This is a genomic window from Ruminiclostridium papyrosolvens DSM 2782 (assembly GCF_029318685.1).
Taxonomy (GTDB): Bacteria; Bacillota; Clostridia; order Acetivibrionales; family DSM-1351; genus Ruminiclostridium; species Ruminiclostridium papyrosolvens.
In genome coordinates this window covers 1,403,712-1,416,270 of record NZ_CP119677.1, presented here as the reverse complement: position 1 = coordinate 1,416,270, position 12,559 = coordinate 1,403,712, and the positions used below count along the sequence as shown (strand labels likewise).

The 12,559-nt window shown below is 37.7% G+C and carries 12 protein-coding genes; 3 read left to right on the top strand and 9 right to left on the bottom strand.

Annotation, left to right across the window (positions count from 1 at the left end):
• Positions 1-43: 43 nt before the first annotated feature.
• Positions 44-715 (bottom strand): NfeD family membrane protein, encoded by a 672-nt coding sequence (locus P0092_RS06335; RefSeq protein WP_004617246.1) that lies wholly within the window; start codon positions 713-715, stop codon positions 44-46.
• 217 nt (positions 716-932) lie between these two features.
• Entirely contained in the window at positions 933-1,184 is a 252-nt protein-coding gene (locus P0092_RS06330) for a hypothetical protein (RefSeq protein ID WP_004617244.1), read from the bottom strand.
• Positions 1,185-1,387: 203 nt separating this feature from the next.
• Between P0092_RS06330 and P0092_RS06325 the strand changes: the two genes are divergently transcribed.
• Positions 1,388-1,603 (top strand): hypothetical protein, encoded by a 216-nt coding sequence (locus P0092_RS06325; RefSeq protein WP_004617243.1) that lies wholly within the window; start codon positions 1,388-1,390, stop codon positions 1,601-1,603.
• A 69-nt stretch (positions 1,604-1,672) separates the two neighbouring features.
• Here P0092_RS06325 and P0092_RS06320 read toward each other — a convergent pair whose 3' ends face one another.
• The 5 genes from P0092_RS06320 to P0092_RS06300 form a co-directional block, all read right to left on the bottom strand.
• The gene (locus P0092_RS06320; protein WP_004617241.1) at positions 1,673-2,176 is read right to left on the bottom strand and encodes a GAF domain-containing protein; all 504 of its coding nucleotides are present in this window, start codon (positions 2,174-2,176) and stop codon (positions 1,673-1,675) included.
• 31 nt (positions 2,177-2,207) lie between these two features.
• Positions 2,208-2,975, bottom strand: a complete 768-nt coding sequence (locus tag P0092_RS06315; protein WP_004617239.1) for an MBL fold metallo-hydrolase — start codon at positions 2,973-2,975, stop codon at positions 2,208-2,210.
• 1 nt (position 2,976) lies between these two features.
• Positions 2,977-3,534 carry a PadR family transcriptional regulator gene (locus P0092_RS06310; RefSeq protein WP_004617237.1) on the bottom strand — a complete coding sequence of 186 codons (558 nt, stop codon included), beginning with the start codon at positions 3,532-3,534 and terminating at the stop codon, positions 2,977-2,979.
• 134 nt (positions 3,535-3,668) lie between these two features.
• Positions 3,669-4,340: an S-layer homology domain-containing protein gene (locus tag P0092_RS06305; protein WP_004617236.1), complete on the bottom strand. Its 672-nt coding sequence runs from the start codon at positions 4,338-4,340 to the stop codon at positions 3,669-3,671.
• Positions 4,341-4,436: 96 nt separating this feature from the next.
• Positions 4,437-6,131, bottom strand: a complete 1,695-nt coding sequence (locus tag P0092_RS06300) for an S-layer homology domain-containing protein (RefSeq protein WP_004617234.1) — start codon at positions 6,129-6,131, stop codon at positions 4,437-4,439.
• A gap of 234 nt (positions 6,132-6,365) precedes the next feature.
• On the opposite strand from P0092_RS06300, the gene P0092_RS06295 reads away from it, so the two are divergent.
• Positions 6,366-6,956, top strand: coding sequence for a hypothetical protein (locus tag P0092_RS06295; RefSeq protein WP_004617232.1), 591 nt, complete (start codon positions 6,366-6,368; stop codon positions 6,954-6,956).
• A gap of 101 nt (positions 6,957-7,057) precedes the next feature.
• Positions 7,058-8,430, top strand: a protein-coding gene (locus tag P0092_RS06290; protein WP_086024841.1) for an IS3 family transposase whose coding sequence is annotated in 2 segments (ribosomal slippage) — positions 7,058-7,535 and positions 7,535-8,430 — 1,374 coding nt in all. Because the reading frame shifts where the segments join, the coding sequence is not laid out codon by codon here.
• Positions 8,431-8,499: 69 nt separating this feature from the next.
• On the opposite strand, the gene thrS (P0092_RS06285) is transcribed toward P0092_RS06290, so the two are convergent.
• Positions 8,500-10,437 (bottom strand): threonine--tRNA ligase, encoded by a 1,938-nt coding sequence (thrS, locus tag P0092_RS06285; RefSeq protein ID WP_004617229.1) that lies wholly within the window; start codon positions 10,435-10,437, stop codon positions 8,500-8,502.
• A gap of 28 nt (positions 10,438-10,465) precedes the next feature.
• Positions 10,466-12,373 (bottom strand): threonine--tRNA ligase, encoded by a 1,908-nt coding sequence (gene thrS / locus P0092_RS06280; RefSeq protein WP_004617228.1) that lies wholly within the window; start codon positions 12,371-12,373, stop codon positions 10,466-10,468.
• Between the last annotated feature and the right edge of the window lie 186 nt (positions 12,374-12,559).

The window sequence follows — 12,559 nt, the reverse complement described above, 5'->3', positions numbered from 1 at the left end:
TCCATATAAAGTTTTAATTTATTTGGATAATAAAAGCTGTTTTCTAAATTATTACTTTTGACAACTCACTAATAAAGAATGTATTATTCTCTATTTTACATATAAATACCTTTTCACCTTGTTTTACAAGTTTATTTTCAACATGTCTTGCAGGTGCGGTATACTTAATTGAATTAACAGTGTACTTGATAGTACCAAAGCCATTTTCAATAATGTCAGTTGTCACCTCTGCCTGAATTCCCAAAAGTTCTTCTCTTGAAACACCAGAAGAATTTTCACTCCTGTAAAGAGGCTTTGCAACCAAGTTGTATAGAATTGTTGAAATAATTATGCCAGAACCTAATGCTGCTATTAATACCACAATCCAATTCCAACTGAAGAATTTAGTACTGGTAATTCCTATTCCCCCAAAAACTGTCAGGAAAGAAACTGCTATCAGCGGATTGAATAACAATCCCAGCCACGAAAGAATGCTGCTTGACATATCAGTCCCTTCAACACCTTGAGACCCATCCAGCGAGTGACTTCCATCGATGCTTCCCCCATCGGCATGAACATGTCCCGGTATATGCCCGCAGTCTCCTCCATGTCCGTGCATATGGGAGCCGCCAAAGTCCCCATTTGCATGAAAGACTCCTGATATACCACTTATAATTAAAGAAATAATGGTGTAAAAAACCCCTACCAAAAAAACCGTTGTATAAAAGTGATACATAATACACCCCCCAATTATAGATTGTACTAACTAAGTATAATCTTAGATAGATTATATCCTACAAACCAATTATTCTCAATAATTGATAATAACATTGTAATAATGTAATTATTTTGTAATTGATACAATTTTACTCTATATCTGTTTTTTATATATATAAAAAAAGCACAGACTTTTAATGCCCATGCCTTAATTTTTTATATGTTTTATATATTGATTAGAAAATTCCGTGGATAAGCTTGTTTCTAATTATTTTTTCAGACTTGCTTTTATTGTTTTTGCTTAATGTTTGAGCAGCTAAATCAAAGGCATTATTAATGGTAGCCTCACTCATCTGAAACTCTTTTGACGCAAGTTCCATGACAACCTTATCATGCTTAGGACTATAATATCCGGTCTTTTTCTCAAGTTTTTTATACTGACTCTGACAAAATTCATAAATCTCCAAACACTTTCTGGAATCCAACAAAGCTACACACCCCTTTCAAAATATATATACCCTAAATATCCCTGCATAAACATTGTACTGATAATTAATTAAAAAAGTATGATGATAAAGTTAAATTTTCATAACATTTATCCTGCCTGATTTTTCATGGAATCATTTTGATTATTTTTACACATATTTATATAGAAGGCTTTATTAGCAAACAAACGAAAGGATTTGATACTATGCAGAATAGAAAACAACAAGACAGTATCTCCGTTGATAACATAAGTCAGGAAAATGAAATAAGGAAAGCAACAAATAAAGGTACTGGAAATGCAGGAAAAGACCCATTCTGCGTATACAACCACGAGAGACATGCAGTAGGTTCAAAAATAACTACTGAAAACGGTTTGAAGTCAGTTTGTACGGAAGAAGGCTCTTGGAAAACAAACAAATAATATACATGTGCATGAACTTGTACCAAGGTTTTATTAACTACTATGCTACAAGTTCATGCTTACAACACTTTACCTATTGCCTTTCCACTGGCAAGCTTCCTCAATAATACGTGCTATTTTTTCAAGTTCCTCGGCGTCCGTATTGTCAAACCTGCCTATTTGTGGACTGTCAATATCCAGAACACCCATTGCCACGCCTTCATGGCGAAGGGGTATTACCAGCTCTGATTTAGACGCACTGTCACAAGCAATATGTCCCGGAAAATTGTGAACATCCATAACCAATTGAGTTGCATTTTCCTTTACTGCCGTACCGCAAACACCTCTTCCTACAGGAATGCGCACACATGCTACCTTTCCCTGAAACGGGCCAAGTACAAGCTCTTCATTATCCATAAGGTAAAACCCGGCCCAGTTAATTCCACTAAGTGCTTCATTTATTAATGCTGAAGCATTTGCCAGGTTTGCTGTAGTATTTGTTTCTCCCTCAAGAAGTGCTTTCATTTGTGAAGCTAATAGTTTATACATTTCTTTCTTGTCAGCAGGATAAGCATTGTTAAAGTTGTTATGCATAAAGGCTCCTTTTATTTTTGGAAAGTTACTACTATTTCAAAAGTTCGTTTATTTGCTCTGTCACATTATTCCCCATCTTACCGCAGTGATAACAGATTATTTCATGAATATTGCATGCTCTGAACTTTCCCATTGACTCTACAGCTTCATTCATATTATACGTAAAATGGGGGTTAGGCCCTGTAAGTCTCAGTTCACCTTCTGAATTGATTTCAAAGTTCATACTGTCTCCTGCTACCAGCGTTTTGTACCTGTTCAGGTAAACACATATGTGTCCTTTTGTGTGACCAGGTGTATGTATTATTGTCATACCTCCACAGTAAGGAAGCTGCTGGTTATCCGACAGCGTTTCAGTCACAACGGGTTTATTGGAGGAAAACAAGCTTTGATATTGCTGGCGTTTTTCTGCTGACAGAGCCTCCATCTGTTTTTTCAGTTCATCCAACTTATCCTTTGTAAACTTCAAGGGCATTAAGTCCCCCTGAATATAAGGCTTTTCAGTTTCGTGAGACAAAACTTCCACCTTTTTACCGCTAACGGCCTCAACTTTTTTAATTATTTCTGTTAGACCGCCGACGTGGTCCATGTCGTGGTGTGTAATTATAATCTTTGTCAGTTTTTGAGGTGACACCCCTTCTTTTTCAATAAGGTCTAAAATGGTGGTTCCCTGTCCGGGCAAACCCGTGTCTATTAATACAAGCTCCTTTTCATCCCATATGATTACGGGATACATTATTCCTTCTACATTTGGAACATTTGACTTCAACTCCAACATGGCCAGTCCTTCTGATATTTTCATCCTATTTTCCCCCATTATATTTGTTTAAGAACTCAATTGTGTCATCACACCATTTCAATGATGCCTCCAGTGAGGTAATCCCGTATCGAAGAGTTACAATCCAGTATGGATACTGGGGTTTTTTCATTGCCTCGTCATTATTTATATATTGGTCGTATATATTGTTTAAGCGGTCAAACTTTAGCTGATTCCTTGCTTTGGTTGCTTCCAACATCGAAATAATATCTTTCCCCTGCATTTGGTTTCCAAAGGACAATTTAAGTAATAATTCCGATCTCTCAGGTTGATACTCTACCGGCCCTACAAGCCATTCTTCAAGCTCTATACGTCCTTTTTCCGTTATAACGTACGACTTCTTCCTTGTACCTTCCTCCAAATCACTTCTGCATATTAAACCATTGGACTCCAACTGGGCAAGTACAGGGTATAAGTGTCCAAAATTCTCGTTCCAGAAAAAAGATATAGCCTTATCGCAAAACATCTTTATATCATAGCCTGACATGGGGCCTAATAGACTTATTACTCCCAATACAGCATATTTGGTCTTACTGTTTTTCATTTTAACCTCCTAAAATATATCAGAGTGATACATTGGATTATATCACTCTGATATATTTTGTCAAGAAAAAAAGAGAGCTTTTATAGTTTTTAAAAGACCCTCTTCATTATATTTATATCCTTTAGTTTAATATCTTATTGCTGTGGCTTATTAACAGCATGTGAATCAATATATTCAAGAGCATTAAATATCTCTTCTGCAGCCTCTGCACGTGTTATTTCCGCTTTTGGCTTAAACTGTCCTTTACTGTCTAAACTGACAACCTTATATAAAATTGCTCTTTGTATCTGACCTTCAAATTCAGGTGTGATGTCTTTATTATCGGCAATCTCCCTGTATGCAATTTTAACAGTAGGAAGGTAATAGTGATTCTCCATAGTCTGAATCAACCAGTGAGTAAACTCTTCCCTTGTCCATTTTTTAGTCGGCTCAAGGTCACCGGGCAACTGCATGCTATTTACTGCTGCAATAATTAATCCTTTGGCGTACCATGCATTATTGTCCGCCTTTATAAAATAGTCGGTGGCCTTGGGCTCCTTTGCAAATTTTACAAAATTCAGGTTCAGGTTAAATGCATTTACTATGAGTTGTACTCCTTGAACCGCAGTAACCTGAGTATTGGGAGAGAAATTTCCTTTGCCTGTACCGGTTACAATTCCTTTATCCTTTAACGCTAGTATTTTCTCCTTTGCCTCTACTTCCTTTAAATCATTAAACCCGCTCACAGCGGCAATACTTGATACAGTCATTGACAGAAGCATAGCGGCGGTTACTGATACACAAATTAATTTTGATTTAAATCCCATGTTTTCTCACTCCATATTTTAGTAATTGTAAACTGCTTTAGTTTATTTGACTCCAAGGAATGAAAAAAGTTCCATAATATTTTTAATACAATTATACTATTTTATGGGACTTACAATCTCTATTTCTTTTCCGATATTGGTATACATGCTATTGACGGTCATATTAATATCTGCTTTAGTACCATCCTTAACCATTGAGCCATAGATAACAATGGACTGCTTTACCAGCTGTCCTTGAGAATTTACATATATATACATTTTTGTATCAAGGCCATTATTGTATATATCTTCAAGTCCTAAGCCATATTCCAGCATATTTGCTGACGTCAGCCCCTGCAGTAATTCCATGTTCAGCCTAACCTGATATTTTGATACTTCTTCTCCATTTAGTAATGTTTTTCCTTCATCAGTTATGTTCATTTTTCCATAAACGTCCAACACTCTAAGGCTTTCATTTCTATCAGCTTCAATATCAGTATACAGGATACCTTCATCTTCTGCCTGACTTCTGGTGTAAGTTTCCCATGAACCCGTATCCGGATTTTTTACGTATATCTTGTCTCCGATATTTATGGTTTGATAATCCATTAAATCTTCCTGTTCCCCGTCAATTGAAATTGTAATCTTGGAGTTTGATGTTGAATTATTACCGTTTACAGCGCCTTTTATTGACATCGTCATTCCAATATTCATATTAGAGCTATACTCTTTTGCATTGATTATCATGTTGTTTTCATACTCACCCTTATAATCCAGCATACTCTTTATTGCATTGTACAACTGTGGATTTTTAGGAATAGTACTATCCTTAATTTTCAGAAGGTTGATTTTATCATTCCAATCCATTGTAAAACCAAGCGCCTCAACTACTGCCTTCGCAGGAACAAGAACTGCTCCGTCTATTTGCTCATGTACATCATTTAGAGTAATCATTTTGTCCTGAGCTGTCAGACTCTTAATGGTTACTGTCCCTGCCTGATTGTCAAAATCAACCTTTGCCCCTGTTTTTGAAAAAACCTCTGCCGGAAGCATTATGTCATTATCAATAACTTTAGCCGGTGTTTTAAGTTTAATCAGGTCATTATTGTAAGTAACAACCACTTTCTTTAGTGTTGCTGCATTTTGCTCAATACTAGTTTTTGAATTCAAAAACTTGTATAAAATAACAGCTATCTGTTCTTTTGTCGCTTTTCCTGTGGGAGAAAATGAATCAGCACTTACTCCGCTCATAATATTATTTGAAACTGCAAACTTGATTGACGGTTTTGCCCAATCAGACATTTTTCCTGAATCCTTGAATTTTAAAAGATCATCCAAGCCGAGCTCAGCTACAATAGCTTCCTTTGATACTGAAAGATAGTTTAAAAGCATTGTTGTAATCTGTTCTCTTGTAGTAAGGCTGCCAATGCCGAACTTACCGTTTCCCGTACCACTTGTAATACCCGCCCTGTTGGCAGCTTCAACATACTTGAAAGCCCAATGACTTGCAGGTACATCGGAAAAAGTAGCTGCAGAAGGGAGATTGGAAGTATCAATGTTTAAAGCCTTTACCAGCAGAGTTACAAGTTCAGCTCTTGTTATGCTTTGACGCGGATAAAAGTTTCCTTGCTTATCACCGCTAATGATACTATTGTTTGCCATCCATCGAATGGCTTCTTTGGCATACGTTGAACTTTTGCTCAAATCACTTACTCCAGCCGCCTGAACAGAAGCTGAGCCCAAAACCATATTCCCTGCAATCAAAACCGCAGTTACTGTTTTAAGTAAATTACCTGTCATTCTTTTTTGCATATGTCACCTCTAAATATAAATTAACCCTCGAAATAATAATATCAACTTTATGTATACTTGACTAATGAAATTAAATCCAAAGCAAGCCTATAAGTTAATTTTATCTTATTACCTTTATGAATTCAATTTAAACCTTATCCTTTAAAAAACTTGAAAACTATATAATTTATAGCGTGGTAACATAAAACAAATTATCGAATATTATGTAAATATAATATTATAGGAGGAGGATTTATGTATAATATCAGATATCCTTTCGTAAGCCAGCAGCCAGAAATAATGCAGGAACAACCATATTATTCTGTACAATCTCAGTATGATACTTACCAGTATACAGATGACTACACCGGCAGACGCCCCGGTGATCCACCGCCGGCTTTAAGCAATAATCCTGTCACTACAAATATAGTACTATTTAAACAGCTAACAGGCTACCCAAATTATGGGAATCCAAGCAGAAATGCTGATATACTTTATACGGGTAATCAGGGAACATGGACTTTTGATTCTCCTGCTTTTTTAGTTGTACCGGGAAACCAGAGAGCACAAATTATTATAAGGTCGGTTCTTGATGACCATTCAAATGTGCCTGTTAACCGCTATTCTGCCAGAATTACAATAAACGGTACTGTTGTTCATAACGGCCCTGTGCCTTTGCAGCATGGAGTACCTGCCGGAAGAATGTTTGACAACTGGAGAGAACTAACCTTTAATGTACCTAATTTTAGAAGAAACAACAGAGTTACAATAGTAAATACTTCAACTGCCGGTCAAAACGATTGGATAGGCTTTGACTGGATGGAACTAAGACTTAACCCAAGATAATACTATTTTTATTATAAATAAAAACAAGGTATGAACACCTGTAATGAACTGCACCCCAAATGTTAGACGAAATAAACTTACATTTGGAGGTGTAGTTTTTTATGACAAAATTTACTCACGAACAACGAATGAAAGCAGTTTTAGAGGTTGTTGAAAACCATATGTCCTGTAATTCTATTGGGAAACAACTAGGATGTGGAGAAACACTAGTTCGACGTTGGGTTAAGAGTTATGAACAGTTTGGGGTAGAAGGAATAATTTTAAAACATGGAACATACTCTGGAGAATTCAAACAACATGTCGTAGAATATATGCATGAGAAGAATTTATCACTTTTTGTAACAGCTGCCCTGTTTGGAATACCTAACGGCACTACTGTTGCTAACTGGGAGCGCTTATATTATGAGGAGGGACCACAGGCTCTCTATAGAAATAATCGTGGTCGAAAGAAAAATATGCAATCTGATAGGAAAATAAAAGAAAACTCAACAGGTAAAATACAGTCTGCCAATCAAGTAGAAGAAGACCTAATATCAGAAGTTCAAAGACTTCGTATGGAGAATGAATATCTAAAAAAATTGAATGCCTTAGTTCAGGAAAGAATTGTCCGAGAGAATGGGAAAAAGTAATTACCATCAGCGAATTAAGGCATAAATTTAAACTGATGGATCTACTCCAGATTGCAGGTCTTCCTAGAAGTACATATTACTATTATTTAAAACAGATGAGTAAGCCTGATAAATATATAGAAGTTAAAGAAGTAATTAAGGAAATATATCACGCAAATAAGGGTAGATATGGTTATCGCAGAATCACTATGGAACTGCGCAATAGAGGGTATGGCATCAACCATAAGACCGTCTTAAAGCTAATGAAAGAGTGCAATATTAAGTGCCAGGTAAGGATACGTAAATACCGTTCTTATAAAGGAGAAGTAGGCAAGGTGGCAGAAAATGTTCTGAAACGTGATTTTAAAGCAGATAAGCCTAATCAGAAATGGGTTACTGATGTTACTGAATTTTCACTTTTCGGGACAAAGTTATACCTTTCGCCAATACTTGATCTATTCAATGGTGAAATTGTGAGTTACAACGTATCGGAGAGACCAACGTTCCACCAAATTATGGATATGCTTGATAAAGCATTTAAAAAGATACCTGATAATACAAGGTTAATTTTCCATTCAGATCAGGGATGGCAGTATCAAATGAAACAATATCAACACCGACTTCAACAGAAAGGCATTATCCAGAGTATGTCACGCAAAGGAAATTGTTTAGATAATTCTGTAATGGAGAATTTCTTTGGCCTACTAAAATCAGAATTGCTCTATTTGCAAGAGTTCAATTCAATAGAGCATTTTCACAGGGAACTAGATGATTACATAGACTATTACAATAACAAAAGAATTAAGTGCAAACTAAAAGGACTGAGTCCAGTACAATACCGAATCCAGTCCCTAGAAGTTGCTTGAATAAACTGTCTAATATTTGGGGTTCACTACATAAATCGTATTCACACCTTGTTTTTTTATATAGCTCAATTATTTTGCACGGGTTCTGATTTCTTCAACTATTTTGTCAACAAACTGTTCTGCTGACATTGCTCCCAGATCGCCTTCTTTTCTGGAACGTACCGAAACAGCATTGCTTTCCATTTCCTTGTCACCTATTACAAGCATGTAAGGTATTTTCTCCATTTGGGCTTCTCTAATCTTGTAGCCAATCTTCTCATTTCTAGTGTCAACTTCAACCTTTACTCCCTTGTCTCTGAGCATTTGTGCAACCTTCTGCGCAAAATCATGATGCTTGTCAACCAAAGGAAGAATCTTTGCCTGAACAGGACATAGCCAGGTAGGGAACGCTCCTGCGTATTTTTCAATAAGCATTGCAAGTGTTCTTTCATAACAGCCTATTGATGTTCTGTGAATTATATATGGATGCTTCTTTTCATTGTTTTTATCAACGTAAACCATGCTAAGTCTCTCTGCAAGAGCAAAGTCAACCTGCACTGTAATAATGGTATCTTCCTTTCCGTGAACATTCTTGCACTGGATGTCAAGCTTTGGTCCGTAGAAAGCTGCTTCACCTTCTGCTTCTTTGTAATCAAGCTTCAAGTGATCCAGAATAGTTCTCATCTGTCCCTGAACATTTTCCCAGTCTTCTTCGTTTCCGATATATTTTTCCTTGTTCTTAGGGTCCCATTTTGAGAATCTGTAGGTTACATCCTCCTCTATTCCCAAAGTCTCCATCATAAATTTAATCAGGTCAACAACTCCCTTGAACTCGTCTTCTAACTGTTCAGGAGTACAAACCAAGTGTCCCTCTGAAATTGTAAACTGACGAACACGTATAAGACCGTGCATTTCCCCTGATGCCTCGTTTCTGAACAGGGTGGAAGTTTCGCCGTATCTTATAGGCAAATCACGGTAGCTGTGCAGCTTTGTGTTATATATCATAAACTGGAAGGGACAGGTCATAGGCCTTAATGCCATTACTTCCTCGTCCTTTTCCTCATCTCCCAGCAGGAACATTCCGTCCTTATAGTGCTGCCAGTGTCCTGATAGCTTATATAAGTCACTCTTTGCCATAAATGGAGTCTTTGTCAGCACATAGCCTCTTCTCTCTTCTTCGTCCTCAACAAACCTTTGCAGAGTCTGAACAATTCTGGCTCCTTTTGGCATTAGTAAAGGTAGCCCCTGTCCTATTTCTTCAACTGTAGTGAATAGTTCAAGTTCTCTTCCCAGTTTGTTATGGTCTCTTTTCTTTGCCTCTTCAAGTTTTGTTACATATTCTTCCAGTTCACTCTTTTTAGGGAAGGCTGTACCATAAATTCTCTGGAGCATCTTGTTTTTTTCATTGCCTCTCCAGTAAGCACCTGCAGCACTCATAAGCTTTACAGCCTTGAGCTTTCCTGTTGACAGAAGATGGGGGCCGGCACAAAGGTCAACAAAGTCACCCTGTTTGTAAAAAGATATTTCCTCGCCTTCGGGTAAATCCTTTATTAGCTCAACCTTGTAGGGTTCGCCCTTGTCTTCCATAAATTTGATTGCCTCTTCTCTTGGCAATGTAAATCGTTCAAGAGAAATATCTTCTTTAATGATTTTCTCCATTTCCTTTTCAATCTTTGCCAAATCCTCCGGTGCAAAGTTCTTTTCAGTATCAAAGTCATAATAGAAGCCGTTTTCTATAGCCGGACCTATTGCAAGCTTGATATTTGGGAATAACCTTTTTACAGCTTGTGCAAGAACATGTGATGCAGTGTGTCTGTACGCAAGTCTTCCTCCTTCATCAGCAAATGTCAAAAGGCTCAATGCACAGTCGTTCTCCAACTTGAAATCCAGTTCCTTAACCCTTCCGTCAACTTCTCCTGCAAGAGCTGCTCTTGCAAGCCCTGCACTGATGCTTTCAGCAACTTCTTTGATTGTTATACCGCTCTGATATTCCTTACTGCTTCCGTCCTTTAATGTAACCTTAATCATTTTTTTGCCTCCGTTTATTATTAACTGCTTATTTCAGCTTATTTTTTATTTCATCCAATATTTTTTCTGCAAACTGTTCAGGTGAAATAGCGCCTAAGTCACCGTCTCTCCTTGACCTTACCGAAACCAGCCTGCCCTCTAATTCCTTGTCTCCGATTACGAGCATATATGGGGTCTTATCCATCTGAGCCTCACGAATCTTATAACCTATCTTTTCGTTTCTGCTGTCTACCTCAACCCTGACATTTTCAGCTTCCAGAAGCTTTTTAACCTCAAAAGCATAATCGTGATGTTTGTCAACCAAAGGCAGTATTTTAACCTGAACGGGACTCAGCCATGCCGGAAACGCACCTGCAAAATGCTCTGTTAAAATGGCTATAAATCTTTCTATGCTTCCGAAAACAACTCTGTGAATCATAACAGGCCTGTGCTTTTCACCGTCCGGGCCAATATAACTTAAGTCAAATCTTTCCGGAAGGTTCATATCCAGCTGAATAGTTCCGCATTGCCATGTACGGCCTATGGAATCCTCCAGATGAAAATCTATCTTAGGCCCGTAGAAAGCTCCGTCGCCTTCATTCACAGTGTACTTAATACCTTTTAAATCCAATGCTTTTCTAAGTCCCTGTGTAGATAATTCCCACATTTCATCAGAACCAATTGAATTTTCCGGTCTTGTGGATAATTCTACATTATATTTGAAACCAAAAACTTTGTAAAAGTCATCAATTAAATTTATAACACCAACAATTTCATCAGTTATCTGTTCAGGTGTCATAAAAATGTGTGCATCATCCTGTGTAAAGCACCTTACTCTCATCAATCCGTGTAGTGCCCCTGAAAGCTCATGCCTGTGTACCAACCCCAACTCACCCATTCTTTGGGGTAAATCCCTGTAGGAATGAAGTTTACGTTTAAATACAAGAATTCCTCCGGGACAGTTCATGGGTTTTATGGCATACTCCTGTTCATCAATATCAACTGTATACATATTCTCTTTATAAGTATCCCAGTGTCCTGATCTCAACCAGAGTTCCTTGTTCAGTATAACAGGTGTTTTAATCTCCTGATAGCCGGCTTTTTTGTGCTCGGAACGCCAGAAATCTTCAAGAAGATTGCGAAGCACCATACCTTTTGGCATAAAGAACGGGAAGCCGGGGCCTTCGTCCAGTATATCAAATAAATCCAGCTCCCTTCCCAGCTTTCTGTGGTCACGCTTTTTTGCCTCTTCCATTCTGAAAAGGTATTCATCAAGCTGACTTTTCTTTGGGAAGGCTGTGCCATATATTCTCTGGAGCATTTTATTCTTCTCATTGCCTCTCCAATAAGCACCCGCAACAGAAAGTAATTTTATGGCCTTTAATTTTACTGTCCCGGATAAATGAGGCCCTGCACAAAGGTCTGTAAAGTCGCCTTGTTTATAAAAGGATATTTCTTCGCCTTCCGGAAGATCCTTTATAAGCTCTACCTTATAGGATTCTGCCTTTTCTTCCATGAACTTTATTGCCTCGTTTCTTGGAAGAGAGAATCGCTCCAGCTTTAAATCCTCTTTTATTATTTTCTCCATTTCCTTTTCAATACTCTCAAGTTCATCTATGGAAAATGGTTTTTCTCTCTCAAAATCATAATAATATCCTGAATCTATTGCCGGTCCTATTGCCAGCTTTACATCAGGGTATAGTCTTTTCACAGCCTGAGCCAACACATGGGAGGCGGTGTGTCTGTAAACAAGCCTTCCTCCTTCATCATCAAAGGTTAAAAGATTTAACCTGCAATTGCTTTCCAGTTTAGAATCAAGTTCCGTTACTCTGCCGTCAACTTCTCCGGCTAATGCTGCTCTGGCCAGTCCTGCACTTATGCTCTCTGCAACTTCACGGACTGTGACGCCCTCCTGATATTTTTTTATAATACCGTCTTTTAATGTTATCTTTATCATGAACAAAAACCTCCTTCTGGCAATAGTTTTAGACATAAAAAACTCCCGTCCTCATATAAGGACGAGAGTTATCTCGCGGTTCCACCCTACTTTTTTACTCAGTGCGTAAATTTACGCTGATTATAACGTTATCACCGATACAGCTCGGAGGTGGTCTTCGGTAAAGTGCAGGTTTGGATACTTTCA

Bases quoted from the DNA above. Each gene is read 5' to 3' on its own strand.
- P0092_RS06305 (WP_004617236.1), bottom strand. From the start codon at position 4,340: ATGGGATTTAAATCAAAATTAATTTGTGTATCAGTAACCGCCGCTATG.
- P0092_RS06300 (WP_004617234.1), bottom strand. From the start codon at position 6,131: ATGCAAAAAAGAATGACAGGTAATTTACTTAAAACAGTAACTGCGGTT.
- P0092_RS06295 (WP_004617232.1), top strand. From the start codon at position 6,366: ATGTATAATATCAGATATCCTTTCGTAAGCCAGCAGCCAGAAATAATG.
- thrS (WP_004617228.1), bottom strand. From the start codon at position 12,373: ATGATAAAGATAACATTAAAAGACGGTATTATAAAAAAATATCAGGAG.
- P0092_RS06315 (WP_004617239.1), bottom strand. From the start codon at position 2,975: ATGAAAATATCAGAAGGACTGGCCATGTTGGAGTTGAAGTCAAATGTT.
- P0092_RS06320 (WP_004617241.1), bottom strand. From the start codon at position 2,176: ATGCATAACAACTTTAACAATGCTTATCCTGCTGACAAGAAAGAAATG.
- P0092_RS06335 (WP_004617246.1), bottom strand. From the start codon at position 715: ATGTATCACTTTTATACAACGGTTTTTTTGGTAGGGGTTTTTTACACC.
- P0092_RS06310 (WP_004617237.1), bottom strand. From the start codon at position 3,534: ATGAAAAACAGTAAGACCAAATATGCTGTATTGGGAGTAATAAGTCTA.
- thrS (WP_004617229.1), bottom strand. From the start codon at position 10,437: ATGATTAAGGTTACATTAAAGGACGGAAGCAGTAAGGAATATCAGAGC.
- P0092_RS06325 (WP_004617243.1), top strand. From the start codon at position 1,388: ATGCAGAATAGAAAACAACAAGACAGTATCTCCGTTGATAACATAAGT.